The organism is Streptomyces sp. NPDC048254 (assembly GCF_043201895.1).
Lineage (GTDB): Bacteria > Actinomycetota > Actinomycetes > Streptomycetales > Streptomycetaceae > Streptomyces.
The window spans coordinates 190,942-215,158 of record NZ_JBICZJ010000014.1 but is presented as its reverse complement, the minus strand read 5'-3'; the positions used below and the strand labels follow the sequence as shown (position 1 = coordinate 215,158).

The following is a 24,217-nucleotide window of genomic DNA, read 5'->3' as shown; positions in this document are numbered from 1 at the left end:
TAGACGGGGGCCTGATACGACGACGCCCCGCTGGCTTGCTGCGGCGGGGCGTCGTCGTGCAAATATTCCGTTGATGTTGCGGAACGTCAGGCACTCAGGCCGGGCGGGTGTCAGTCCGAGAAGTCGAGGCTCTCCTGACCAGGCCCGGGGGTGCGTCGAGACTTCCGCGGCGGTTTCGGTTCCTTGGTTGCGTAGGCAGGTACGGGCAGGATGCCCTCGCCCCGTAGGTCGTCGGTGCTGATGAGCGGGCCGCTGCTCACGGCGTCCAGCAGCCGGGCCTGTCGGGGTTCGAGGGCTACGAGGAGCCCGAGCGCGTTGATGAGGTCAATCAGGTCAACGGTCCACCGGGCAGGCCAGGTCGGGGGCAGGATGTCGTTCAACGGGGTCTGTCGTTCCACGTCTGGCTTGCGCTTGCGGAAGCTGAACCACTTCCGGATCACCTGCACCCCGCCGATCCGATAGTCCCAGACTTCCGGCGCCACCGGACGTATGCAGCCCGTGCCCACCGTGAGGGTTCGCGTGGACGCTTCGTAGGAGATGTCCTCAGGTAACCCGTCGTCCTCTCCGATCACGACGACGCATTCCGGTTGTTCCTCCGGGGGAAGCCTCGGTGACGAGCCAGGTGAACTGTCGTGGTGGGAGGCGAAGCGCTGGCCGTACGTGTGGATCCACACCGTGCGCCTGCCCACTTCCACGAGCTCCGCCCATAGAGCCGGGTCGCGTGTTATAGGGATACGGGCACCGCGCTCGGCGAGGTTCGCGGCGAACCGGCGGGTGTAGCCGCTGTGGCCGGCTGTTCCCGCGATGTACGCGAAGAGGTCCTCGGCGGTGACCGTCACGCCGTACGTCTTGGTGAGCAGCCGCAGCAGGCCAGGGGTGACGTTTGGTTCAGCCTGGTGGGGGTGGCGGTAAAGAGGGGCGACGCGGCCGCCTTCGGTGCCTTTGAAGTGATGGATGTCGGGCAGAAGGGCGGTGAAACTCACCGCCGGCCCCGGACGGCCTGACTCCGTGTGGAGTTCGGACAGGCAGATCTGACGCTGGTCGTTGTGGGCGAACCACAAGGCCGGCCGCGGTCGGTCGATCACTCTTCGGTCCGCGATGATGTACTGCCGGTCGAACGTCATCCGTCCGTACTTGACGATGACCGGAACCCTCTCTTTCTCTGCGGCAAGACTGCCCGTCTCCTGCTGGCCGGGCAGTGGTGGTTCCAGCTTGTCCGGACGGCGGTCTCCGGTGGTCTTCATCAGCTCCGCTTTGGCGTCTGCCGGAGCCTGGACGAGCCTGTGCCAGCGCCTCTCCAGAACGTCCCGGCTGGGTGAGACGGGCCAGTTGCGGTTGTTCTTGTTGCCGGAGCTCGTCCAGGGCAGCAGGACGTCCACCGGTGGCATTGCCGACCACTCGGAGTCGGACGTCACGTGAAAGGGCGCGGTCCACTGTGTGGGGCAGAGCTGCCAGGAGGTCCCTCCGCGATGGCCGTCGAGGCCAAGCCCTTCCAGCCCGTCGAACTTCTCCTCGCGTGTGCCCGCGGGGACGTCGAGTCGCCAGACCCGCGCCGGTGTACCCGCGTCCGGGGCGCCATGGCGGACGAAGACGGCGATGCAGATCTCCCGCTTGACATCCTGGAAGACACGGGTGCGCGTGTCGGAGTAGGCGCCCTCGGGGGAGAGACCGATGACCCAGCCCTCGTCGGCGACCTCGCGCAGGTAGTGGCGCATGCCGGCCGAGCCCTCGCTGTCCAGGTATCCGGAGTTGGTGATGAGAGCAACGATCCCGCTGGGGGCCTTCGGCGCTCCCGAGGCGGTCAACTGGTCGAAGACCTTCCAGGTGGACCACGCCCAGAAGTAGACGTATAGGTTGTCGAGGGCGTAACCGACGCGTCCGTTGTCCTCTGGGTGGAAGCGGGCGAGGATCGGGCCCTGGCCGTTCGGGTTGCCCTCGGTGACCCAGCGTCCGACGCCCGACTGTCTCGCACCCCGCAGGTAGGGCGGATTGCCGATGACCACCATGACCTTCTCGTCCGCCTTGATCTTGTTCGCCATTCGGCGGTGGCGGGCGATCGCCTCGTACATGAAGCCCAGGTGGTGCTCGACGGCGGGATCGTCGAGTGTGTCGGCCACCAGAAGCCTCGGCGGGCGGCGCGTGATGTCGGCGTCGTGGGACCGGAAGGCGTGGTGCACACGGAGTTCGGCGACGGCGTACGGCCCAGTCTGTTTCTCCGGCCCGACCAGTCGGCCCGAGAGTTCCCGGAGAAGCCCGGACTTGAGCGTCCTGCCGTACTTCAGTGACAGGGACTTGGCGACGTGGTCGATGATGTTGATGAGGAAGGTCCCGGTACCCATGGCCGGATCGACGACGGTGACGTCCTCGCTTCCGTAGCCGTTCTCCTGGCCGAGCCGGTCACGCAGCACCTCGTCGGTGTAGCCGACCATGAAGCGGACGACCTCGCCGGCCGTGTAGCAAGTACCCGTCCGCCGTCGCAGTTCCGGGTCGTAGGCGCTCAGAAAGCCCTCGTACAGGTGGAGGTAGGCGTCTCCGGTCTCATCCTTGAACATCTCGGGATCGACGGCCGATAAGACGTCGATCAGCGGGTCGATGATCAGCTGCACCGCATCCTGCTCGCGAAGCTGCATGCGGCTGGCGCACTCGACTGGTCCGTGCGTGCGTGGACGGCTCCCACGTCCGCGCAAAAAAAGGGGGGTGTTGCGACCGGTCCGTCACCGGTCGACCGGCGGAAAGCGGGCAGCAAACACCACCTGATCTGCGATGGGAAGGGCACCCCGCTGCACGTCATCACCACCGCCGCGAACGTCAACGACATCACACAGACCCTTGCCCTGGTCGACGGCATCCCTCCCGTGGCCGGCCGCCTGGGCCGTCCCCGCCGACGTCCGGAGTCCGTGCTCGGCGACAAGGCCTACGACTCCCGGGCCGTGCGCAGCGAACTGAGGCGGCGCCGGATCCTGCCGGTGATCTCCCGCAAGGGCTCCCCGAACATCAAGGGCCTGGGCAAGCTCCGTTACGTCGTGGAGCAGACCTTCGCTCTCCTCCAGCAGTTCAAGCGCCTCGCTGTCCGGTGGGAGCGACGCGTCGAACTCCACGACGCCTTCCTCTCGTTGGCCTGCAGCCTCATCTGCTGGCGCCGCCTGAAGAAGGCCCGCTCATGACCCTGTTACGAACTCAAAGCCCCGGTCGAACAGTCCTAGGCCAGCTGACCAGGCACCACACAGGAGGGGCCACTGGGTGGCCGATCGGTAAATGAGTAGCGTGTTGTTACAGGGATCGGAACACTGCCTCGGTGACCAGTACTGCACCGTCTCAACTGCTGCGCCCTCGCGCCCTCACACCCGGGGACCTTGTCGTCGTCGCGGCGCTGTCCGGGCCGCTCCATACCCAATACGCACCCGATCTCGAACAGGCGGTGGCCGAGATCGAACGGATGGGATTCCGGGTGCGCCTCGCGCCGCTCCTCGAAGCCGGACGGCGCCGCTGGTGGAGCGCGGCGCGGCCGGACGAGATCGCCAAGGAGTTCAACGGTCTGCTGCGTGATCCCGAAGTGCGCGCGATCGTCGCGCACGACGGTGGCCAGACGGTGTTCGGATACCTCGACCTGATCGACTTCGACGCGATCAGGGCCGATCCCAAGCCGATCCTCGGCTACAGCGATATCTCACTGCTGCACCTGGTGCTCTACGCGCGCACGGGTCTGGTCGGGTTCCATGCCGACCTGGCCACGCCCGGTCTCGGCGGGCACTGGCAGAGAGTGTCCGCGGCTCGCCGGGAGGAGCTGGGGAAGCTCTACTCGACGCTGCTGACCGGCACGGAGGCGATCGGTGCGCTGCCCGCCAGCCCGTCGTGGGAATGCTGGCGTGCCGGACATGCCGAAGGTCCGCTGATCGGTGGGGTCATCAATCGGATCGTGCTGGCGCAGGCGACGCCTTTCGCGTTGCCGCTCGAATGCTTCGAGGGCGCGGTGCTGTTCTGGGAGGAGCTGGGCGGCCAGGCATCGTACGTGTGGAGCTGTCTGCAGATACTGCGGCACAGCGGGATTCTCGACCGGATCTCCGGCATGGTCGTGGGCATTCCGGAGGCGATCGAGGGACTCGACTCGCCCGATGGCTCTCCGAGCCTGGCCGAGATCGTCCTCGACGTCCTCGGTGACCGCGACATCCCGGTCCTGGGCAACGTCGAAGTCGGACACGCAGGCCCGAATCTGCCGATGCCGGTCGGCATCCGCGCCGCCCTCGATGCAGAGGAGCGGACGTTGTCGCTGCTCGAACCGGCGGTGCGGCCGCACGCGATGACGGGACCGGTCGGCTGAGCGACGCGCATGAGTGAGCAGACAAGCCTCGGCAGCAGCCCAGGGGCTGATTCATACGTCGGTGCTCGTTGCCTTGGGTCGTCAGTTCGGCCTGCAGGAAGGGCCGTTCATGAACACTTGGTGACTCATGTTGACCAGCCTGTCCAGGAGTGATTCGGCGACGACCGGTTGTGGGAACAGCGAATACCAGCCCTGGGGCGCCCGGTTGGATGTGATCACGATCGAGCGGCTCGCGGCGATGCGCCGGGAGATCACCTCGTAGAGGTCGTCGGCTTGAGTGATTCCTATGCCAACGCCCGACCGGGATCGTTAGGCAACATCCTGTTACGAGCTCTTAGCGAGCAGTCAAGGGCACACGTCACGCTGCTGAAGCAGCACCATCCCAGCCAGTGCCGGACCTTCCGCAAAACAGACCGGACCCGATCATGCCAGTCGCCGTGCCATCGAGGCGGCGAAGCCCCTGTCCGAGGACATTCGAGGGTAGTTCCGGGATCGAAAGCGGAACCCCGCGATTGGTGGGAGCCGTGGTGCCGCAAGTCGCGGAAGGTGAGCGAGGTACTTCCGCTGCTCTACCTGCACGGACTGTCCTCGGGAGACTTCGCGCCCGCGCTGGAGCAGTTCCTCGGCTCGGCGGCCGGGCTCTCGCCGGCGACCGTGACCCGGCTGACGAAGCAGTGGGGACAGGAGATACGCGAGCGTCCCGACCGGTGCAAGCCCTTCCAGATTCGGTGGATGGTTAACGGGCGAGAAGTCTGAGTCCTTCATCACGTTCGCGCTTGCTGATAGCTGACGTGCGAAGCTGATGACAGCTGCACGCGAGGGTGAGCCGTTTGATGAGCACACCGGTCTGCCGGCATCCGAGTCGCGGGCCATCAAGCAGCGAACTACGTGGTATGACCTGGCGCACGAATACATCGAGCAAAGATGGGAGCGCACGCCGGGAAACACCCGCCGCACCCTGGCTGATGCCTTCGCCACGGTTACGCCCGCCTTGGTACGACCCGGCGCATCGTTTTCCGATCCGCGGGTACTGCGGCGTGCCCTGTACTCGTGGGCATTCAACAAGAATGCCTGGCAGTGCGAGCCCACCGAGGAGTGGCTCCACGCGCTGGACTGGATGAAGAGGAACTCGCTGCCGGTCAGCGCCCTCGCGGAAGCCGGCGTTCTGAGGCGGGCCCTCGATGCGATGTGCCACAAGCTGGACGGCAAGGGGGCTGCGGCAAAGACAGCCCGACGCAAGAGGGCTGCGTTCAACGAAGCTCTCAACACGGCGGTGGAGAAGGGGTACTTTGCGGAGAACCCCGTCAAGGGGTTGCGGTGGAAAGCTCCAGCAGTCAATGAGGAGGTGGATCCGGCCGCCGTTCCTAATCCGGCCCAGGTGCTTCGGCTCCTCCAGGCCGTTGCTCGCCAGCGGGGGCGGGGTCCTCATCTTGAAGCATTCTTCGGTTGCCTGTACTTCGCGGCTATGCGGCCAGCTGAGGTCATCCATCTTCGGATCGATCAATGCCACTTGCCGAAGGCGGGATGGGGGATGCTGAACCTCTCGGGCGGGGTTGTCACGTCTGGCAAGGGGTGGACCGACGACGGTGAGGTGCACGAGGTGCACTCGCTCAAGCGTCGCGCGGCAAGCGCGACGCGGCAAGCGCGACGCGGCCTGTTCCCATCCCGCCGCAGTTCGTACGCATGCTGCGTGCCCATGTGAATCGGTTCGACGTGGCACCTGACGGTCGACTTTTCCGGAACCAGGCCGGCAACTACGTCGACGCTGCCGCCTACGGCATCACGTGGGCGCGGGCCCGGGAATACTCCCTGACTCGTACGGAGCGCACTTCTCGCCTGGCCAAGCGGCCTTACGACCTGCGGCACGCCGGGATCTCGTTCTGGCTCTACTCCGGAGTGGACCCGGCCGAGTGCGCCCGCCGTGCCGGCCAGAGCATCGAGGTTCTCTTTCGCCACTACGCCAAGTTCCTTGACGGCCTTCGAGAGCAGGCTAACCGTCTCATCGAGCAGTCCATGAACGAGTGGCAGCGCGTCAGCCAAGGTGAGGTACCCGATGGCTGAACCGGGGGTTTGGTCCGTGACTGGTCCGGAAGCACTGGTCAGGAGGGGTGCAGTCGTGGGAGGAATTGGGAGTTAGCGCACAAGCCGGGCTCGGTTGAGAGTGGGTTGAGTGAAGGGCGCCTGACGGGTGAAAACCCAGGTCAGGCGCCTTTTTGCATGTGTCTAGAAGAAGCCCAGCTTCTTCGGCGAGTACGACACCAGTAGGTTCTTCGTCTGCTGGTAGTGCTCCAGCATCATCTTGTGGGTCTCGCGGCCGATCCCCGACTGCTTGTAGCCGCCGAACGCCGCGTGCGCCGGGTACGCGTGGTAGCAGTTGGTCCACACCCGGCCCGCCTGGATCGTACGGCCCGCGCGGTACGCGGTGTTGATGTCACGGGTCCAGACGCCCGCGCCGAGTCCGTACAGCGTGTCGTTGGCCATCTTGATCGCGTCGTCGAAGTCGTCGAAGGACGCCACCGAGACCACCGGGCCGAAGATCTCCTCCTGGAAGATCCGCATCCGGTTGTCGCCCTCGAAGATGGTCGGCTGGACGTAGTAGCCGCCCTTCAACTCGCCGTCGTACTCCACGCGTTCGCCGCCCGTGAGGATCTTCGCGCCCTCCTGCCGGCCGATGTCCAGGTAGGAGAGGATCTTCTCCAGCTGGTCGTTGGAGGCCTGCGCGCCGATCATCGTGTCCGTGTCGAGAGGGTGGCCCGGCTTGATCTGCTGGGTGCGGGCGACCGCCGCCGCCATGAACTCGGCGTAGTGGCCGCGCTGGACGAGTGCCCGGGACGGGCAGGTGCAGACCTCGCCCTGGTTGAGCGCGAACATCGTGAAGCCTTCGAGGGCCTTGTCGCGGAAGTCGTCGTCGTGCGCCCAGACGTCGTCGAAGAAGATGTTCGGGGACTTGCCGCCCAGTTCGAGGGTGACCGGCTTGATGTTCTCCGAGGCGTACTGCATGATCAGCCGCCCGGTGGTGGTCTCCCCGGTGAACGCCACCTTCGCCACCCGCGGACTGGACGCCAGCGGCTTGCCCGCCTCCACACCGAACCCGTTGACGATGTTCACCACGCCCGGCGGCAGCAGGTCCGCGATCAGGCTCATCCAGTAGTGGATGGAGGCGGGGGTCTGCTCGGCCGGCTTGATGATGACGGCGTTGCCGGCGGCCAGGGCGGGCGCCAGCTTCCAAGTGGCCATCAAAATCGGGAAGTTCCACGGGATGATCTGCGCCACTACCCCGAGTGGCTCATGGAAGTGGTACGCCACCGTGTCGTCGTCGATCTCGCCCAGCGAACCCTCCTGCGCGCGGATCGCCCCCGCGAAGTAGCGGAAATGGTCGATGGCGAGCGGGATGTCCGCGGCCAGCGTCTCCCGTACCGGCTTGCCGTTCTCCCAGCTCTCGGCGACCGCGAGCGGTTCGAGGTGGGCCTCCATCCGGTCGGCGATCTTGAGGAGGATGTCGGAACGCTCCGTCACCGACGTACGGCCCCAGCCCGGTGCGGCCGCGTGCGCCGCGTCCAGTGCCCGCTCCACGTCCTCGGCGGTGCCCCGCGCGACCTCGGTGAACGGCTGACCGTTCACCGGCGACGGGTTCTCGAAGTACTGCCCCCGGGCCGGCGGCACGTACTCGCCGCCGATGAAGTGGTCGTAGCGCGCCTGGTAGGACACGATCGCGCCCTCGGTGCCGGGCGCCGCGAAACGGGTCATGGTGGCCTGCCTCCTTGCAGATGCGCTGCCCGCCGTTGGGCAGCTCCGGCGCGCAGGCTAGTGAAGCGGACGTTGCGCCCACGTTGCACCGCAGGTCAGCGCGCGGGCGCCGTCAACTCGGACTCCAGTGAGGTCAACCGGCTCCGTACGACCGCCGTCGGCCGCACCGCCGCGAGGGCCCGCCACACCTCGATGTCGTCCTCGCCCCACGGAGCGTGCGCCCAGTCCGCGAGCAGATCGGGGTCGCGGCGCGCGATCAGCGCGGCCCGCAGACCGTCCGCCAGCCGCTGCCTGAGCAGTACGACCGCCGGCGCCTGCGAACCGGGCAGCAACGGACCCGGGTACGCCGTCACGGCCGCCGTCACCGCCCCCGCCTCCAGCCGCCGCTCGACGACGGTCGCGTCGGACTCGACCGGAGCGGTCAGCCGGTACGGCCGTGAGGCGAGCAGCCCGGGCCCCAGCAGCCGCCGCAGCCGGGCCAGTTCGGCCCGCAGCGTCACCGGCGTCACCGACTCGTCCTCATACAGCGCGCACAGCAGCTCGTCGCCGGTCAGCCCCTCCGGGTGGCGGGACAGCAGCACCAGCAGCTCACTGTGCCGGCGGCCGAGCCTGATCCGGTGCCCGTCCAGCCGGAGTTCGGCCTCGTTACGGCCGAGCGCCGCCAGTGCGGGCGCCTCGTCGGTGGGCGTCGGCGGATCCAGCAGCGCGAGTTGGGACTCGGCGGCCCGCGCCACCGCCTGGACGAAGCCCAGGCTGTGCGGATGCGCCAGCCGGTCGCCACCGGTGATGTCGACGGCACCCAGCACCCGCCCGGTGCGCGGATCGTGCACCGGCGCCGCCGCGCACGTCCACGGCTGCACCCGGCGGATGAAGTGCTCCGCCGCGAATACCTGCACCGGCCGGTCCACGGCCACCGCCGTCCCCGGCGCGTTGGTACCGACCGCGGTCTCCGACCAGCGCGCGCCCGGCACGAAGTTCATCCGGTCCGCCCGGCGCCGGGTCGCCGGATGCCCCTCCACCCACAGCAGCCTGCCGTCCGCGTCGCACACCGCCAGCAAATGCTCGCCGTCCGCCGCGAACGTGCCCATCAGCTCCCGGACCAGCGGCATCACCCTGGCCAGCGGATGCTCCGCCCGATAGGCCGCGAGGTCGCTGTCCGTCAGCTCCACCCGGGCCGCGCCGTCCGGTCCCACCCCGGCCCGCACCGAACGCCGCCACGACTCGGCCACCACCGACCGCACCGGGCGCGGCACGGTACCCGCCGTGGAGAACGTCTCGTGGGCCCGGCGCAGCACCCGGACGCGCTCGGCAGGGTCGGCCCCCGGCTCAAGGGCCACCCACGGATCAGTCAACTCGGCCTCCCCGGACGGCGATGCGGCTGGGGACATCGTCACTCGGGGTGTTCGCCCCGACAACCGTTTCGACCGCCCCGACTCGCTCTCACTGCGAGGACAGGCCGACCAGTCTCATGTAACGGACCCAGTCCCAGTACTTTCCCGGATCCGTGTGATCGGTCCCCGGCACCTCCACATGGCCGATGATGTGGTCGCGGTCCTTCGGGATGCCGTATCTGTCGCAGATCGACGCCGTCAGCCGCGCCGACGCCGCGTACAGGGCGTCGGTGAAGTACTCCGGCTTGTTCACCCAGCCCTCGTGCTCGATGCCGACACTGCGTGTGTTGTAGTCCCAGTTCCCCGCGTGCCAGGCGACATCCGACTCCCGGACGCACTGCGCCACATGGCCGTCGGCCGAACGCACCAGATAGTGCGCGGACACCCGTTTCTTCGGATTCTGGAAGATGGACAGCGTGCCGGCGTACGCCTGCTGTGTGACATGGATGATCACCCGGTCGATGTCGTACTCGTCGGGGCGCTGGGCCGATGTGCGGTTCTCACTGCTCGCCGCCTGCCACTCGGCCTTCGGATAGTCGACGACTCCGGTCTGCGCGCCCGCGCGGCTCTCCGGGAGCAGCGCGTACGGGACGGCGGCGAGAGCCGCGCCCTTCAGGAGCCAACGCCTGCTGGGGAGCGGTCGTGCCCGGTCCATGGGTGAGGTGCCTTTCGGAAGCGTGCCTGAAGCATGGGGGAGTCGCGGTCAGCTGCGCAGGGCCGCCGCGGTCTCGCGCAGCCGCGCGTGCAGTCCGCGGTAAGTCTCGCGCGCGGGCAGCCACTCCTTGCGGAGCTTGGCCACACACGTGTAGTTGGTGTCGCACACGTTGGCCAACGGCGATTCCACCGTCTGAGTTGCGTACTGGTAGGCGTCCGGTTCGGCGAATCCGTAGTCGCGCACCAGCCACTGCACCAGGTCGAGCTGCGATATCCGGAATGCGTCCTCCAGCGGACGCGCCGACCCCGTCGAGACGATGTGCGTGTCCGACTCCAGCCGGGGCCACGGCGTCGCGATCCCCTTCAGAAGCTCCACGATCACCACGGTGTTCATCGCGCACTCGACGGCCACCCCACAGGTCTCGCCCTCGCCCTGCCGGGCGTGCCCGTCGCCGAGACTGAGCAGCGCGCCCTCGACGTTCACCCCGAGGTAGCAGGTGACGCCCTCCCGCATCTCGGGCGTGTCCATGTTCCCGCCGTGCGCGTCGGGCACCAGGGCCGAGCGGACCTCCAGATTGGCCGGGGCCACGCCGACCGTCCCGTGCATCGGGTCCAGCGGCAGTTCCAGCTCGATGCCGCCCTCGTGGGCCCGGAACAGGGCCGTGCGCCGGGTCCGGTCCAGCTGCCAGATCCAGACCTTCTCCGGGAGCGGCGGCTGCAGGGTGGCCGTGGTGTGCGTCGAGGTGAGCGCGCCGAACAGGGGGACCGTCGTGGACGCCGCCCAGTCCCGCGCCGGTTCGATCGACACGAAGTGCACGGCGACGGTGTCCCCCGGCTCCGCGCCCTCGATGTGGAAGGGCCCGGTCTGCGGGTTGAGGAACGGGAACTCGCACACCTCGGACACCAGGTCCTTCTCGGACCGCACCCGTCCGGCGAAGCAGTCCTCCGTGTACAGGTCGAGCACCGTGCCGGGCGCGATCCGCGCCACCGGCGGCGCTCCGCCGAACGTCCATGCGTACTCGCCCGGTCCGGGCCGGACGGTGAGGATGAGGGGGTCGGTCATCGCGGGAGGTCTCCGTTCCGCCGGTCGACGGCGTCTGCTCGGTCGTCGCCTTCTTCGAGATGGACACGCGCCGTCTCGGCTATCCGCTCGGGGTGACGGCGTATCAGCACCAGGAGCACGACCACTCCGGCCGCCATCCAGACGCCGACCACCGGACCGGCGTACGACACCGGGGCGGTCAGCTTCGTCACGAAGTCGAAGACGGGCAGGCCTGCCGCGGTGAGCAGAGCGGGCACGAAGGCCACGATGCCCAGCAGCGGGACGAGCAGATGCCGTACCGGCTGGAGGGACTCGCGGCCGCGGCGCAGGAAGTAGCCCGCACAGGCGAGGTTGACGACGATGTAGACGCCGACGACCACCGTGACGATCACCGTGGCCAGCAGCAGGAACGCGGTCACCGGGTCGTAACCGAAGCCCAGCCCCAGCACGGCGCCGACCGCCACGACTGTCTGGACCGCGATACCGACGAGGGGGGAGCGGTACCGCGGGTGGAGCGTCGCGAGGACGCGCGGCAGGACCCGGATGCGGGCCAGGGCGAAGGCCGTCCGGGTGGACACGTTGGCACAGGCGTTGGCGTTGGCGATCGTCGAGTTCACCACGGCGAGGAACACCAGGACCCAGAAGAGCCCGAAGGACGCCCGGGCCACACCGTCCCAGGACGCGTCGCCCGCCGCGCCGAAGCCGGCGAACCGGTCCGGCCCGAAGTACACGGTCATCGCATAGGTCGTCACCACATAGAAGAGGCCGATCCCCAGGGCCGCGCCGAGGACCGCGCGGTGCATCGTGCGGCGCGGGTCGCGGGTCTCCTCGGCGAGTGGCGCGGCCGCCTCGAAACCGGCGAACGCGAGCACCGTGTAGACGGAACCGGCGAAGACCCCGCTGATGCCCCGGTAGCCCTCCGCCGTATGCGAAGTGCCGAACACGGAAAAGGTGTTGTGGGCACCGGCCTTGCCGATCAGCAAGATGGCGAAGACGAGGAAGACCGCGATCTCGAAGACCCCGAGGACCGTCCCGAAGCGCGCCGAGGCACGCACTCCCAGATACCCGGTGACGGCTATGACGGCGGCACCGGCGAGCGACCACGGCCACCACAGATCGGCCGGCCAGGACGCCCACTCCTCGTGCAGGGTGCCCGCCGCGGTGAACCCGAGCTGGAGCAGCAGCAACGGTGGTACCAGCGCCTCCACGAACACATAGCCCCAGCCGACCAGGAACCCCACGGCCGGATGCAGTCCCCGCGCCGCGTACGTGGCCACGGAGCCCGCCGCCGGTAATTCCCGGGCCAGCTCGGCCACACAGGACGCGGTCAACAGGCAGGCCACCAGAGCGATCACCACCGCCAGCGGCAGACTGCCTCCGGCGAATGCCGCCCCCGACGGAATGGACGCGGCGACGGCAGCGGCGGGCGCCATCGCCGTGACGCTCTGGAACAGAACCTCCCGCAGACCGACCGCGTCCCGCCGCAGCCCTGTGGCCGCTCCTCCGGCCATCTCCTCGGCCATACACACCCCCCGACGTGTGTGAACCCATCGGTCCCACGGACCGCTTCGCGTGAATCACGGTACGGCGCCCGCAGGTTGGGCAGAAGAGCGCCGAGTGATTCCGTGGACAGGGCGGCCGTTGTGGAAAACCTCGCCACCCGAACGGGTGAGGCAAGAAACGCGGGGTGCGCGGTCGATCGCGGGTAACCGCTGGTCAGCCGGCCCTCAGACCCGTTCCGCCACCGTCGCCGGATCGTCCAGTACGGCGCGGACCACCGAGTGGGCGGCGCCCAGGAGGGGTCCCTCGGGGCCGAGGCGGGAGACGGTGACCGGGCAGGCCGGCCCGGTCGTGCGGTCGGCCAGTTCGGTCTGCAGGGACGGGAGGAGCCACGGAGCGAGGCCGGCCAGCGCGCCGCCCAGGACCACCGCCTCGGGGTCCAAGAGGTTGACGGCACCGGTCAGGGCGATGCCCAGGGCCGTACCGGCGTCGTGCAGGGCACGCCGTACTCCCTCGTGGTCCTCGCCCGCCCGCTGCGCGAGCAGGCCCACCGCGTCCTCGCGGGGTTCGAGACCGGCCGCGCGCAGCACCGCCTCCTCGCCGGCGTACTGCTCCAGGCACCCGCGTCCGCCACAGGCGCAGTGCGGCCCGTCGGGGTGGACCGGCACATGGCCGAGCTCGCCCGCGAAACCCCGCTTCCCGCGCAGCAACTGACCGTCCACGACGACCGCGGCGCCGATACCGATCTCCGCGGACACATGCAGGAAATCCGGTGGGGTGGCGTCACCGAGCCACAGTTCTGCCAGGGCGCCGAAGTTGGCCTCGTTGTCGACCGTCAGCGGGAGGTCCGCGGGCAGCAGCGCGCCGAGGTCGGTGTCGTGCCAGTCGAGGTTCGGGGCATGGACGACCGTGTGCCCGTCACGGGCCACCAGGCCGGGGACGGCGACCGCGAGACCGGCCGGCCACAGGCCCTCCCGCTCCGCGTCCGCCACGACCCGCCGGACCAGCGCGGTCAGCTCCTCGACCACCGGCTTCGGCGCCCGGCCCCGGTTGGCGCCGTGCCGCACGGCACGCGCGCGTACCTCGCCGCGCAGATCCATCGCGCACACGGCGAGATGGTCGACCCCGACCTCCGCCCCGATACCGGCCGGGCCGCGCCCGCTCACCGCGAGCGCCGAGCCCGGCCGCCCGACGCGGCTGGGCCGCTCGGGGCCCAGCTCCTCCAGGAGTCCCCAGCGGATCAGCTCGTCGACGAGGGTCGACACGGCCGCTCTGGTGAGGCCGATGCGGGAGGCGACCGCGGCCCGCGACAGCGAGCCCTCCGCGCTGACCGCGTGCATCACGCGCGCGAGGTTGCGCCGGCGCATGCCCTGCTGGGTGTCCGGCAGGGCACGGCCGGTCGCCGTCGGGCGGGCCTCGTGCAGTGGTGCGGTCATGCCTTGATCAATCCTCAGTCCCCTGGACGGTCCTGCGACCTGCCTCCCGTGCGGTCAGCGGTCCTCCGGTGCCCGCTCCAGCAGCGGGGCCGCGTCGGAGAGTACCCCGGAGATCCTGGCCAGCGTCGCCGCGTCCCGCTCCACCGCGTCCAGTACCGGCCCCGCCGCCGTGTTCCAGCGCCGCGCCACCGCCGCCGGGTCCTCGCCGGTCAGCAGCCCGGCCGCCTGCGCCGCGGCGCCGAGGGCGACCAGCTCCTTCGCCTCGGGCACCTGCACGGCGCGCCCCGACAGCCGCCGAACCGTCTCCTGCCAGGCCCGGCCCCGGGCGCCGCCGCCGATCAGCAGCAGCGGCGTGGTCCGGTCGGCGTCCTCGTCGAGCACCAGGTCCAGGGCGCCGAGCAGGGCGTGCACGGCGCCGTCGTAGGCGGCCTGGAGGAGCTGGCCGGCGGTGGTGTCATGGCGCAGGCCGTGCAGCAGCCCGGAGGCGTTCGGCAGGTTGGGGGTGCGCTCGCCGTCCAGGTACGGCAGCAGGGTGACCGAGGTGCCGGGCTCGACGGCCTCCCGGTCCAGGCCGAGCAGCGCCGCGACCCGGTCGACCGCGAGGGTGCAGTTCAGCGTGCAGGCGAGCGGCAGCCAGTCGCCGTGCGCGTCGGCGAAGCCCGCGACGGTGCCGGTCGGGTCGGCGGGGCGGTGCCGCGAGACCGCGTACACCGTGCCCGACGTGCCGAGGCTCAGCACCGGGGTCCCGGGGCGCAGTCCGAGCCCCATCGCGGCCGCCGCGTTGTCGCCCGTACCGGGTGCGACCAGGGTGCCCTTGGAGAACGGAAGTTCGTGGCTGTCACGCACGGTGCCGGCGATCTCGCCGGGGCGGACCACCCGGGGCAGGAACGCCGGGTCCAGGCCCACGTGGGCGAGGGTCTCCTCGTCGTACGCCTCGGTCGCCGACGCCCACCAGCCGGTGCCCGAGGCGTCGCCGCGGTCGGTCGTGCCCTGCCCGGTGAGGCGCTCGGTGAGGTAGTCGTGGGGGAGCCGTACCGCCCGGGTCGCACGAACCGACTCCGGCTCGTGCTCCGCCAGCCAGGCCCACTTGGTGACCGTGAACGACGCGCCCGGAACACTGCCGGTGCGCTCGGCCCAGGCCTTGGGGCCGCCCAGCTCCTCGATCAGGCGCTGTGCCTGGGGCGCCGAACGGACGTCGTTCCACAGCATGGCCGGCCGCACCGGCTCGCCCCGCTCGTCCAGCGTGACCAGACCGTGCTGCTGCCCCCCGATCGACACGGCCGCCGCCTCGTGCGCCGCGTCCCCGCACTGGCGCAGCGCCTCGCACAGCGCGTCCCACCACTGACGCGGATCGCTCTCCCGGCCCGCGCCGGAGGACACGGTGTGCGGTGCCTGGCCGCTCGCCACGACCTGGCCGGTGGACGCGTCGACCACCAGCGCCTTGGTGGACTGGGTGGACGTGTCCACGCCGACGACGAGCGGACCCTCGGCTGCTGACATCGGGCTCTCTCCCTTTTTCCGCGGCTCGCGGTGTATCTGACCTGCAGTTTTCCGGTTCGACGGGGTGTCGCGACCCGGTTTCCGTCCTTCGGGGACAGGGTGACTCTTCCCAGGGACGCGTCGGCATACTAATTTGTAAACCGCCATGACGAAATAGTCGGCACGACAGTCGTCCGGCACAGTCTTCGCGCAGAACCCCCGAGCAAGGAGCCGCGGCATGAGCTACCAGCCCACCCCCGAGGACAGGTTCACCTTCGGCCTGTGGACCGTCGGCTGGCAGGGAAGGGACCCGTTCGGCGACGCCACCCGCCGCGCCCTCGACCCGGTCGAGACGGTGCAGCGCCTGTCCGAACTGGGCGCCCACGGTGTGACGTTCCACGACGACGACCTGATCCCCTTCGGGTCCTCGGACACGGAGCGCGAATCGCACATCAAGCGTTTCCGCCAGGCCCTCGACGCGACCGGCATGAAGGTGCCGATGGCCACCACGAACCTCTTCACCCACCCGGTCTTCAAGGACGGTGCGTTCACCGCGAACGACCGTGACGTGCGCCGTTACGCGCTGCGCAAGACCATCCGCAACATCGACCTGGCCGTCGAGCTGGGTGCCGAGACGTACGTCGCCTGGGGCGGCCGCGAGGGCGCCGAGTCCGGCGCCGCCAAGGACGTGCGCGTCGCTCTCGACCGCATGAAGGAGGCCTTCGACCTCCTCGGCGAGTACGTCACCTCCCAGGGCTACGACCTGCGCTTCGCCATCGAGCCCAAGCCGAACGAGCCCCGCGGCGACATCCTGCTTCCCACCGTCGGCCACGCGCTCGCCTTCATCGAGCGCCTGGAGCGCCCCGAGCTGTACGGCGTCAACCCCGAGGTGGGCCACGAGCAGATGGCCGGCCTGAACTTCCCGCACGGCATCGCCCAGGCCCTGTGGGCGGGTAAGCTCTTCCACATCGACCTCAACGGCCAGTCCGGCATCAAGTACGACCAGGACCTGCGCTTCGGCGCCGGCGACCTGCGTGCCGCCTTCTGGCTGGTCGACCTGCTGGAGAACGCCGGCTACGAGGGGCCCAAGCACTTCGACTTCAAGCCGCCGCGGACCGAGGACCTCGACGGCGTGTGGGCCTCCGCCGCCGGCTGCATGCGGAACTACCTGATCCTCAAGGAGCGCGCCGCCGCTTTCCGCGCGGACCCGGAGGTCCAGGAGGCCCTGCGCGCCTCCCGCCTGGACCAGCTGGCTCAGGCGACGGCCGCCGACGGTCTCCAGGCGCTCCTGGCCGACCGTACGGCCTTCGAGGAGTTCGACGCGGATTCGGTCGCCGCGCGCGGGATGGCCTTCGAGCAGCTCGACCAGCTGGCGATGGACCACCTGCTGGGCGCCCGGGGCTGACGCGCGCACGCGCGCGTGAGGGCGGCTCTCGCAACGACACGCCCGCACGCGCGCGTGTCGTTGCCCGCAGCTGCACGAGCTGCACGAGCTGCCCGCACCCGCACGACCGGTTCGTGCGGGAAATGCTCCGGAATCATGCGATCCGTTGCATGAGTGCGTATCAACTCCCGCGTGGGGCTCGCGCGATGACCGGTACGCGGTGACTCTTGGCGGTATGGCCATGCCACCCGTACCGCCTCGCCCGCCCGGCCCGCCGAACGGCACCCCGCCCCCGGACGGCGGCTACGACCCGCCTCCGTACGGAGGTTTCGGACCACCCTCGGGAGGGGGGTTCGGGGACTACGGCCCGCCCACCGCCGTCGGCTGGACGCCACAGCCGCCCCCGGAGCCGCCGCGTCGCCGCAGGGGCCCGCTGTACGCCGTACTGGTCGTCCTGGTGGCCGCCGTGGCCGTCGCCGTGGTCGTCCTGATGGCGTCCGGAGGCGACGACTCACCCGGCGAGAAGTCCACCCCGAGCGGACCGAGCGCCTCCGGCTCGGCGCGGCCCTCCTTCAGCCTCCCGACGGAGCTGCCCAGCAGCCTGCCGTCGGGACTGCCGAGCGGACTCCCCTCCGATTGGCCGTCGGGACTCCCCAGTGAGCTGCCGAGCGGCCTGGACTCGTTGCTGCCCTCACTGCTGGGGTGACCACAGTCGACTGGACCCGACTGCAGCCCCTTGGGCAGCCGGAGGTACACCAGGGTCGTCTCGATGCCGCTGTCGACCGGGCTGCCCTGCGCGGCGAAGGCGTCCGCCCGGGTCGAACCGGTAGGCGTACTCGGACGTGGCCGTCCTCTTGCGCGGCGAGAAACGCGGCAGGCGGGTGGTGAGCAGGGTGTCCCCGGCGTCCTCGTCGGGAAGGGAGAGCGGCCGACGGAGGGCGGACTGGCGGGTTCCGGTGTGTCATCTGTTCGCCGGGCGCTCCGCCGGTACTGCGAATCCAGCTGGCCCCGCTCAGCCCAGGGTCCCGAACCATCGCACCACGGCGGCGGTTCCGGCCTGCTGGGAGCCCAGATGACGGGAGCCGCCGTAGCCCGGTGTGCCCAGGCCGACCGCCGGGGCGTCGACGCCATGGGCGCGCAGGGCGGCGTGGCAGCGGGCCGTGTTCGCGTTGACGGCCTGCTCGTCCCCGTCGGCGTAGTAGAGCCGGACAGGAGCCTTCGGCGTCCAGTCGGTGCAGACGCCGTCGGTGATCCGCAGGGCCGCGGCCAGTCCTCCGGTGGGGTGGGCCAGCATCTCCCGGCCCCGGCGGGTGAGAAGCCCGTCGAGGGAGTCCGGGGTGCCGGCCACGACCTCCTGACCGGTGTGCGTCCCGTCGAGCAGGCCTTCGATCGTGCGGTCGTACGGTGCCCTGAACACCTGGGCCGGTGTGTCGTACACCGGGTGCAGGCGGTTGAAGGCGACCAGGACCAAGGCCGCGTAGATCACGCTCGCCTTGGGGTCCGTCCGCCCGGCCAGCAGCGCGGGAAGTTCCACGTCACGGAACGCGTACGCGCCGCTGACGGGCGCCACCGCGCGCAGGCGGAACCAGCCGTCGGCCCCCTCCTGCAGCGACCGGGCCAGTCCCAGTGCCGCCGAAGCGCCCTGGGAGAAACCGGTGACCAGTACCTCACGGCGAAGTTCACGCCCTCGCGCGGTCACGGCGGTGCGGGAGGCGCGCAGCATGTCCAGGGCGGCTGTCGTCTCCGAGGGCACGTCCATCCAGGGGTGGGGGCCGGGGCCCAGGCCCAGACCGAGGTAGTCGGGAAGCACAGCGGCGAAACCGGCCGAGGCGTACGTCAGCGTGGGGGCCTGGCCCCAGACGTCCGCCGAGACGGAGGCGACGTCGCCCTTGAACAGTTCGGTGCCGTGGGTGAACGACACGGTGCGCAGCCGCCGTTCATCGCTGCGCGGCAAGGCCAGCAGCCCGCTCGCGCGCGTGGGCCGGCCGTCGGGGTCCACCGTGCGGTAGACGATCCGGAAGGTGTCCAGACCATAGCGGACGGCGCCGGTGTCCCAGGCTCCCCCCTCGTCGCCTGCCAGCTCGGCGACGACCTCCCGGGCCGTCAGCGTCCGCAGGTGCTCGACGGACACGAGCGCGCCTCGTGACACGTCCGCCCCCGCCCTGGGCGGCGCGACTGCGGCGGCCCGCGGTGCGTCCGATCCCTGTGCGACCGCGGCGGTCGCACCGACTGCCGTCAGCGCCACCGGCACCGCGGAAATCACCAATATCCTGCTCATTCGCTTCATACCGTGACCGTACGAATCCCCGCCGCCACCGGCCATCCGGCCAACCGGCCTGTGGGAGTGGGGTTTTCCGTAGGGCCGGCCATCGTCTCCCGTGGGGCCGACCGTCGTCTTCCGCGGGCGCCGGCCATCGTTTTCCGCAGGACCGGAAATCGGTGAACAGCCCGTGCCGGCAGCCGACCGGGAGTGGCTACGCTGAGAGCGGGACTGCTTCACAAACTGTTCGACTCGGTCTCGGGGACCAGTAGGGGTCGCTCGTCAGGGATGTCTCAGGGTCGCGGTCCGGAACCGTGGGAGGCACGGGCCCGTTTTCAGATCAGAGAGCGGCAGTGGCCGCGAAGGAGGCGACGCTGATGTCGAAGAACGCGAAGATCGCCGCAGGAGGTGTGGCGGTCGGGCTCATCCTGCTGATATGGCTGCCTTGGTGGGTGACGTTCCTGATCGTGGTCGGCGTCCCGGTGGCCGCCTACCTCACCCTCGACCCCTCGCAGCGGCGCAGGCTGCGCAGGGTCACGCGCAAGGAGATCGGTCGCTGAGCCGCCCGCCCGAGGCCGCGACCCCCTCGGTGGGGTGGCGGCTCGGGAGGGCTCACAGGGGCCGTACAGCGATCTTGTCGAGGGCTTCAAGGAGGCCGGGGAGCTCCGGGCCCCGGCCGACGGGCAGGACCTCGCCGGGCTCCTCGTCGAGAAGCACGAAGGCGATGTCGTCGGTGCGGGCCACCATTGACCAGCCGGGCCCGTCGGCGCGCAGCGTGCGGGCGTCGCCCGGGGCGAACGAGGAGCGGACCCGGCCCAGCGGCGGAGGCGTGTCCACGTAGGCCCGCGCCTCGGTCAGCACGCGCCGGATCCCGAGGTGACCCTTGGGGGCTGCCTCGCCGTCTCCGGAGGCGTCCTCGGCGGGTTGTGGGGCCTCGGCCGCCGGTGCCGGGAAGTGGTCCTCGCCGATCTGCTCACGCCAGACCGCCCACTGGAGGGCGATCTCGTCCGCGCCCAGCCGCCGCTGCGCCGCCCCCCAGGTGCTGGTGTCCGGCGGGGTCAGCGGGACTCGGTCCGCCGTCTCCGGGCCCGGGTCGTGCGGTGCGGGCACGTTCGGGGCCGCCACGGCGACCGCGAGCGGCCAGCCGGGCAGGGCGGCGACCACCGTGCGCTCGTCCGGGGAGAGGTCGTGCTCCATGCCGCAGTCCCAGGACGCGATCGCCACGGCGACCAGCGAGACGTCGTCGACGACGACCGTCCAGCGCGCCCCGACGCCGTCCTGGCCGAGGACCAGGCCGTAGCCGTCGGCGCGCGGTGCCAGCTCCAGGGCCGCGCAGGCCTCCGGATAGTCGTCGCCCAGCACGCTCGGAAACTGCGCCGGCGTCAGCAGCACCGCTGTGAGCACGTACAGCGCCTCGTCCGCGGCGGCGAGGGCCTCCTCGTCCGTCCCGGCCATGCCTGCCTCCCAGTCGTTCGTCCAACGGCGCGCACCCTAGTGTGACCGGAAGGCCGTTGTCACGACCCGCCACCACACCCGGAGCTGCAGTTTCCCACCGGGACGGGACGAAACGACCTCGGTGGGGCGAAGCTTCAGGCGGCCGGCAGTCCGAGGAGGTCGCGCGCCACCGTCCGCGGCGACTGCCCGCGCTCCCGCGCCAGCGCGACGACGGCACGGCAGGCCAGTTCGCTCACCCCGAACGACAGCGCCTCCGGCGACACCCACCCCGCCGCCTCCTCGATCCGGTCCTGGTCGTCCTCCGCGCGGGCCGTGACATAGGCGGCCGCGGCCTCGAACAAGTTGTGCCCGCGCTTCTCACGTCGCGCCGGCGGTTCCGCGCCCCCGGTGCCACGAAAACGGTCTGCGTACTTGCGTATCCGGTCGAACACTCCGGCCACCTTCCCCCTGTCGGCTGTCGCTTGCGAACATTCGTCTTCCCCCATCGAACGTAGGGTTGAAGCTCCGGCAACAGAAGAGGGCGCCGACGGCACTCCTCAGCCGGTCTTGGCCTCAAGGGAGGCGACGGTGGCGCGCAGCCAGGCGAGTTCGGCGCGGCTCGTGGCGCGGGCGATGGTGAGGATGCCGCGGCGGAACGGATCGTCCACCTCCTCGGCGCGCACCGGCCGGTCGCCGTCGTAGAAGAAGCTGGAAGGTTCCTCCAGGAAGGCCAGCCGCCGGCGCAGTACGGCCGTCTGGGCGGCGGGGTCGTCGAGGTGACGGAGGAAGGCGAGCACCGTGAACCAGCGGTTCTCGTCGGTGATGTCGCGCTCCGCCGGTTCGGCCAGACGTCGGCGCAGCTCGCTCCTGCCGTCCTCGGTGAGTGTGAGCACATGACGCGGTGCGGCCACGGAGCCGGGCTCGGTGGTCCGGGCCAGCAGACCCGCCTTCTCGAGGCGCTTGATCGCCGGATACAGCGTGCCTTCGGCGACGGGCCGCACATGCCCGGTCAGTGCGGCGATGTGCTTGCGCAGTACATAGCCGTGCAAGGGGGCGTCGTACAGGAATCCGAGGATGGCGAGTTCCAGCATGCGGGCATTGTTCCGCACTCCCGCTGTACATCCAACCTCGGATACATCGGGCTTGTAATACCTCGGAGTCGATGTATTGTTCGAGGTGTACACGGTGACGTCGATCGGGGAGGGTGCTGTGCGGCAGGCCGAGTTCGACGGCAGGGGAAGCCGGATCCGCTGGACGGAGACGCCCGGTGCGGAACCCGCGCGCGTGTATGTCCACGGGCTCGGGGCGGCATCGGCCGCTTACCACGCGCACATCGCGGCCCGTCCCGAACTCTCCGGCAGACGCAGTCTGTTCGTCGATCTGCCCGGGCACGGCGTCAGCGACCGGCCCGCCCACTTCGGGTACACGCTGGACGACCACGCCGCCGCGCTGGCCGCCGCACTGGACGCGGCGGGAGTCGCCGGCGCCGAGTTGATCGCGCACAGCATGGGCGGCTCCGTCGCCGTCGTGCTCGCCCACCGGCGACCGGAGTTGGTCTCGCGGCTGGTGCTCACGGAGGCCAACCTGGACCCGTTTCCGCCGCCGGCCGCCGGCAGCAGCGGAATTACCGCCTATGAGGAGGACGAGTTCGTCGACGGCGGCCACGCGCGGGTGCTCGACACGGTGGGCCCCATCTGGGCGGCGACCATGCGGCTGGCCGACCCGCGTGCACTGCACCGCACCGCGGTGGGCCTCCGACGCGGCTCGGACCCGGTCATGCGCACTCTTCTGGAGGGGCTGACGGTCGACCGCGTCTACCTCCAGGGCGAGCTCAGCGGTGAACTCGCCGGGCGGGACCGGCTGGAGGCGTCCGGGGTGCGGGTGGTGACGGTGACCGGCGCCGGGCACAACATCATGTTCGACCGTCCCGACGCCTTCGCCGCGGCGGTCGCCGGCTAGCCTCCGCTGACCGCCAGGGCGAGGAATCGGGCGTCCCCGTCCACGTACGAGGCCATGTGCCAGCCCGAACCGGCCAGCAGCGGCCCGAGGTTGCCCTCCGCGCGCAGGTCTTCGGATGTGATCCGCCGTCCCTGGCGCGCCGCCAGGGCGGCCCGGCCGATGGGATGGAACAGGGCGAGCGTGCCGCCGGGGCGGACCACGCGGGCCAACTCCCGCAGATTCCGGGCAGGTCGGGGCAGGTGAGCGATCAGACCCGCGGCGAACACGGCGTCGAGGGACTCCGAGCGCACCGGCAGCGCGGCGACGTCGGCGAGCAGCAACCGCCCGTCACGGTGCCGCCCGGCCCGCACGGCGGCCCGGAGCATCGCCGGGGTCAGGTCCATCCCGAGGACCGCGCCCGAGGGTCCCACGGCAGCGCGCACCGGCGGCAAGCGCGCGCCCCGTGCCGCAGCCCGCGTCCAGCACCCGGTCACCCGTGCGCAGCCCCAACTCGGTCACGGCGGCGGCATACGCGGGACCGTCGTCCGGGAACCTGCTGTCCCAGTCGGCCGCGCGCGCGGCGAAGAACTCCTGGACGTGCGTGTGGTCATCGCTCATGTTTCCGCATGTTCCCTCACCGTCACGGAGGACGAACCTGCGCGCACGTTCGAGCCGGACGCGATCGTTCCGGCGCATCTCCGGGTCATATTGCAACACCTTTCGAAATGCGCCCCCTTTGTGCTTCCGTGCCCCCTAGCGTCCCTTGGCCATGGGACACCTGGACCACGCCACCTTCGGCTGGCTGACCCCCGTGCTGTCGTACGTCATGGCCTGCATAGGCGCCGCACTGGGGCTGCGCTGCACCGTCCGCGCGCTCGGCAGCACCGGCCGCTCGCGCCGCAACTGGCTCCTCACCGCGGCCTCCGCGCTCGGCACCGGCATCTGGACCATGCACTTCGTGGCCATGCTCGGCTTCGGCGTCAGCGGCACCGACATCCGCTACGACGTGCCGCTGACCATCCTCAGCCTGCTCGTCGCCGTGATCGTGGTCACCGCCGGCGTCTTCGCCGTCGGCTACAGCCGTGACCGCAACCGAGCACTTCTGCTGGGCGGGCTCACCACCGGCCTGGGCGTCGCCAGCATGCACTACCTCGGCATGGCGGCGGTCCGGCTGCACGGTGACGTGCACTACGACCCGATGCTCGTCGGGCTCTCCGTGCTCATCGCCGTGGCCGCCGCGACCGCGGCCCTGTGGGCGGCGCTCAACATCGCGTCACCCGTCGCGGTCACCATCGCCTCCCTGGTCATGGGAGCGGCCGTCAGCAGCATGCACTACACCGGGATGTTCGCGGTCAGCGTGCATGTCACGCCCTCCGGCAGCCCCCTGCCCGGGGCCACGGCGATGCAGTTCATCTTCCCCCTCGCCGTCGGCCTCGGGTCCTACCTGTTCCTCACCTCGGCCTTCGTCGCGCTCTCGCCCACGGCCGGGGAGCGCGAGGCGACCGCCTCGGCCCAGCGGCCCGTCACGAGCCCCGCACGCTGACCGGCTCCGGCCCCGCACCGCCCCGACCGAGCGCCGCACGCTGACCCGGCCCGGCCCCACGGTCCCCCGACCCACTCCCGAGCGAGGAGGC

General features: G+C 70.4%; 22 protein-coding genes and 2 pseudogenes. 10 read left to right on the top strand and 14 right to left on the bottom strand.

Annotated features, from left to right (window positions below; genetic code table 11):
* Positions 1–110 precede the first annotated feature (110 nt).
* Positions 111–2,630, bottom strand: a complete 2,520-nt coding sequence (locus ACGFZQ_RS34280) for a type ISP restriction/modification enzyme (protein WP_393843606.1) — start codon at positions 2,628–2,630, stop codon at positions 111–113.
* On the opposite strand from ACGFZQ_RS34280, the gene ACGFZQ_RS34275 reads away from it, so the two are divergent.
* Complete coding sequence (locus ACGFZQ_RS34275; RefSeq protein ID WP_393843662.1) at positions 2,601–3,164, top strand: IS5 family transposase; 564 nt, start codon at positions 2,601–2,603, stop codon at positions 3,162–3,164. The two genes, ACGFZQ_RS34280 and ACGFZQ_RS34275, sit on opposite strands and share 30 nt — an antisense overlap.
* 131 nt (positions 3,165–3,295) lie before the next feature.
* A complete protein-coding gene (locus tag ACGFZQ_RS34270) occupies positions 3,296–4,318 on the top strand; it encodes an LD-carboxypeptidase (RefSeq protein ID WP_393843605.1) in 1,023 nt (340 codons plus the stop codon).
* A gap of 81 nt (positions 4,319–4,399) precedes the next feature.
* Here ACGFZQ_RS34270 and ACGFZQ_RS34265 read toward each other — a convergent pair whose 3' ends face one another.
* Positions 4,400–4,600, bottom strand: coding sequence for an ATP-binding protein (locus ACGFZQ_RS34265; protein ID WP_393843661.1), 201 nt, complete (start codon positions 4,598–4,600; stop codon positions 4,400–4,402).
* A gap of 243 nt (positions 4,601–4,843) precedes the next feature.
* Here ACGFZQ_RS34265 and ACGFZQ_RS34260 point away from each other — a divergent pair.
* The 3 genes and pseudogenes from ACGFZQ_RS34260 to ACGFZQ_RS34250 all read left to right on the top strand — a co-directional run.
* Positions 4,844–5,026: pseudogene (locus ACGFZQ_RS34260) on the top strand (IS256 family transposase); the annotation flags it as partial.
* Between the two features lie 94 nt (positions 5,027–5,120).
* A complete protein-coding gene (locus tag ACGFZQ_RS34255; RefSeq protein WP_393843604.1) occupies positions 5,121–6,020 on the top strand; it encodes a hypothetical protein in 900 nt (299 codons plus the stop codon).
* Positions 6,002–6,379 (top strand): hypothetical protein, encoded by a 378-nt coding sequence (locus ACGFZQ_RS34250; RefSeq protein WP_393843603.1) that lies wholly within the window; start codon positions 6,002–6,004, stop codon positions 6,377–6,379. The genes ACGFZQ_RS34255 and ACGFZQ_RS34250 overlap by 19 nt, the downstream gene beginning before the upstream one ends.
* A 162-nt stretch (positions 6,380–6,541) precedes the next feature.
* On the opposite strand, the gene ACGFZQ_RS34245 is transcribed toward ACGFZQ_RS34250, so the two are convergent.
* The 7 genes from ACGFZQ_RS34245 to xylB all read right to left on the bottom strand — a co-directional run bounded on the left by ACGFZQ_RS34245 (position 6,542) and on the right by xylB (position 15,588).
* Positions 6,542–8,065 (bottom strand): aldehyde dehydrogenase family protein, encoded by a 1,524-nt coding sequence (locus ACGFZQ_RS34245; RefSeq protein ID WP_393843602.1) that lies wholly within the window; start codon positions 8,063–8,065, stop codon positions 6,542–6,544.
* 95 nt (positions 8,066–8,160) lie between these two features.
* On the bottom strand, positions 8,161–9,453 hold the full coding sequence (locus ACGFZQ_RS34240) for a GAF domain-containing protein (protein WP_393843601.1): 1,293 nt from the start codon (positions 9,451–9,453) through the stop codon (positions 8,161–8,163).
* 52 nt (positions 9,454–9,505) lie between these two features.
* Positions 9,506–10,111 carry an N-acetylmuramoyl-L-alanine amidase gene (locus ACGFZQ_RS34235; protein WP_393843600.1) on the bottom strand — a complete coding sequence of 202 codons (606 nt, stop codon included), beginning with the start codon at positions 10,109–10,111 and terminating at the stop codon, positions 9,506–9,508.
* 48 nt (positions 10,112–10,159) lie between these two features.
* The gene (locus ACGFZQ_RS34230) at positions 10,160–11,173 is read right to left on the bottom strand and encodes an acetamidase/formamidase family protein (protein WP_393843599.1); all 1,014 of its coding nucleotides are present in this window, start codon (positions 11,171–11,173) and stop codon (positions 10,160–10,162) included.
* On the bottom strand, positions 11,170–12,675 hold the full coding sequence (locus ACGFZQ_RS34225) for an APC family permease (protein ID WP_393843598.1): 1,506 nt from the start codon (positions 12,673–12,675) through the stop codon (positions 11,170–11,172). Before ACGFZQ_RS34225 ends, ACGFZQ_RS34230 begins: the two co-directional genes overlap by 4 nt.
* Positions 12,676–12,879: 204 nt before the next feature.
* Positions 12,880–14,088, bottom strand: coding sequence for an ROK family protein (locus ACGFZQ_RS34220; protein ID WP_393843597.1), 1,209 nt, complete (start codon positions 14,086–14,088; stop codon positions 12,880–12,882).
* 54 nt (positions 14,089–14,142) lie between these two features.
* On the bottom strand, positions 14,143–15,588 hold the full coding sequence (gene xylB / locus ACGFZQ_RS34215; RefSeq protein ID WP_393843596.1) for a xylulokinase: 1,446 nt from the start codon (positions 15,586–15,588) through the stop codon (positions 14,143–14,145).
* A 217-nt stretch (positions 15,589–15,805) separates the two neighbouring features.
* On the opposite strand from xylB, the gene xylA reads away from it, so the two are divergent.
* Positions 15,806–16,972, top strand: a complete 1,167-nt coding sequence (xylA, locus tag ACGFZQ_RS34210; protein ID WP_351742297.1) for a xylose isomerase — start codon at positions 15,806–15,808, stop codon at positions 16,970–16,972.
* 214 nt (positions 16,973–17,186) lie between these two features.
* A complete protein-coding gene (locus ACGFZQ_RS34205; RefSeq protein WP_393843595.1) occupies positions 17,187–17,657 on the top strand; it encodes a hypothetical protein in 471 nt (156 codons plus the stop codon).
* A 306-nt stretch (positions 17,658–17,963) separates the two neighbouring features.
* On the opposite strand, the gene ACGFZQ_RS34200 is transcribed toward ACGFZQ_RS34205, so the two are convergent.
* Positions 17,964–19,082: an alpha/beta hydrolase family protein gene (locus ACGFZQ_RS34200; protein WP_393843594.1), complete on the bottom strand. Its 1,119-nt coding sequence runs from the start codon at positions 19,080–19,082 to the stop codon at positions 17,964–17,966.
* A gap of 506 nt (positions 19,083–19,588) precedes the next feature.
* On the opposite strand from ACGFZQ_RS34200, the gene ACGFZQ_RS34195 reads away from it, so the two are divergent.
* Positions 19,589–19,771 carry a hypothetical protein gene (locus ACGFZQ_RS34195; RefSeq protein ID WP_181809683.1) on the top strand — a complete coding sequence of 61 codons (183 nt, stop codon included), beginning with the start codon at positions 19,589–19,591 and terminating at the stop codon, positions 19,769–19,771.
* Positions 19,772–19,823: 52 nt separating this feature from the next.
* On the opposite strand, the gene ACGFZQ_RS34190 is transcribed toward ACGFZQ_RS34195, so the two are convergent.
* From ACGFZQ_RS34190 to ACGFZQ_RS34180, 3 genes are all read right to left on the bottom strand, one after another.
* On the bottom strand, positions 19,824–20,666 hold the full coding sequence (locus ACGFZQ_RS34190; RefSeq protein ID WP_393843593.1) for a hypothetical protein: 843 nt from the start codon (positions 20,664–20,666) through the stop codon (positions 19,824–19,826).
* A 134-nt stretch (positions 20,667–20,800) separates the two neighbouring features.
* The gene (locus ACGFZQ_RS34185) at positions 20,801–21,097 is read right to left on the bottom strand and encodes a hypothetical protein (protein ID WP_393843592.1); all 297 of its coding nucleotides are present in this window, start codon (positions 21,095–21,097) and stop codon (positions 20,801–20,803) included.
* Between the two features lie 105 nt (positions 21,098–21,202).
* A complete protein-coding gene (locus ACGFZQ_RS34180) occupies positions 21,203–21,736 on the bottom strand; it encodes a PadR family transcriptional regulator (RefSeq protein WP_393843591.1) in 534 nt (177 codons plus the stop codon).
* A gap of 118 nt (positions 21,737–21,854) precedes the next feature.
* Here ACGFZQ_RS34180 and ACGFZQ_RS34175 point away from each other — a divergent pair, with 118 nt between their 5' ends.
* Positions 21,855–22,604: an alpha/beta fold hydrolase gene (locus tag ACGFZQ_RS34175; protein ID WP_393843660.1), complete on the top strand. Its 750-nt coding sequence runs from the start codon at positions 21,855–21,857 to the stop codon at positions 22,602–22,604.
* Here the strand turns inward: ACGFZQ_RS34175 and ACGFZQ_RS34170 are convergent.
* A pseudogene (locus ACGFZQ_RS34170) lies at positions 22,601–23,201 on the bottom strand (class I SAM-dependent methyltransferase). The gene ACGFZQ_RS34175 and the pseudogene ACGFZQ_RS34170 overlap by 4 nt on opposite strands.
* Before the next feature lie 151 nt (positions 23,202–23,352).
* On the opposite strand from ACGFZQ_RS34170, the gene ACGFZQ_RS34165 reads away from it, so the two are divergent.
* The gene (locus ACGFZQ_RS34165; RefSeq protein WP_382529742.1) at positions 23,353–24,126 is read left to right on the top strand and encodes an MHYT domain-containing protein; all 774 of its coding nucleotides are present in this window, start codon (positions 23,353–23,355) and stop codon (positions 24,124–24,126) included.
* The last annotated feature ends 91 nt before the right edge of the window (positions 24,127–24,217 follow it).

Coding starts and splice junctions, on each gene's coding strand:
- ACGFZQ_RS34250 (WP_393843603.1), top strand. CDS start 6,002: ATGCTGCGTGCCCATGTGAATCGGTTCGACGTGGCACCTGACGGTCGA.
- ACGFZQ_RS34255 (WP_393843604.1), top strand. CDS start 5,121: ATGACAGCTGCACGCGAGGGTGAGCCGTTTGATGAGCACACCGGTCTG.
- xylB (WP_393843596.1), bottom strand. CDS start 15,588: ATGTCAGCAGCCGAGGGTCCGCTCGTCGTCGGCGTGGACACGTCCACC.
- ACGFZQ_RS34280 (WP_393843606.1), bottom strand. CDS start 2,630: ATGCAGCTTCGCGAGCAGGATGCGGTGCAGCTGATCATCGACCCGCTG.
- ACGFZQ_RS34220 (WP_393843597.1), bottom strand. CDS start 14,088: ATGACCGCACCACTGCACGAGGCCCGCCCGACGGCGACCGGCCGTGCC.
- ACGFZQ_RS34180 (WP_393843591.1), bottom strand. CDS start 21,736: ATGCTGGAACTCGCCATCCTCGGATTCCTGTACGACGCCCCCTTGCAC.
- ACGFZQ_RS34225 (WP_393843598.1), bottom strand. CDS start 12,675: ATGGCCGAGGAGATGGCCGGAGGAGCGGCCACAGGGCTGCGGCGGGAC.
- ACGFZQ_RS34190 (WP_393843593.1), bottom strand. CDS start 20,666: ATGGCCGGGACGGACGAGGAGGCCCTCGCCGCCGCGGACGAGGCGCTG.
- ACGFZQ_RS34165 (WP_382529742.1), top strand. CDS start 23,353: ATGGGACACCTGGACCACGCCACCTTCGGCTGGCTGACCCCCGTGCTG.
- ACGFZQ_RS34195 (WP_181809683.1), top strand. CDS start 19,589: ATGTCGAAGAACGCGAAGATCGCCGCAGGAGGTGTGGCGGTCGGGCTC.
- ACGFZQ_RS34245 (WP_393843602.1), bottom strand. CDS start 8,065: ATGACCCGTTTCGCGGCGCCCGGCACCGAGGGCGCGATCGTGTCCTAC.
- ACGFZQ_RS34205 (WP_393843595.1), top strand. CDS start 17,187: ATGGCCATGCCACCCGTACCGCCTCGCCCGCCCGGCCCGCCGAACGGC.
- xylA (WP_351742297.1), top strand. CDS start 15,806: ATGAGCTACCAGCCCACCCCCGAGGACAGGTTCACCTTCGGCCTGTGG.
- ACGFZQ_RS34235 (WP_393843600.1), bottom strand. CDS start 10,111: ATGGACCGGGCACGACCGCTCCCCAGCAGGCGTTGGCTCCTGAAGGGC.
- ACGFZQ_RS34230 (WP_393843599.1), bottom strand. CDS start 11,173: ATGACCGACCCCCTCATCCTCACCGTCCGGCCCGGACCGGGCGAGTAC.
- ACGFZQ_RS34240 (WP_393843601.1), bottom strand. CDS start 9,453: ATGTCCCCAGCCGCATCGCCGTCCGGGGAGGCCGAGTTGACTGATCCG.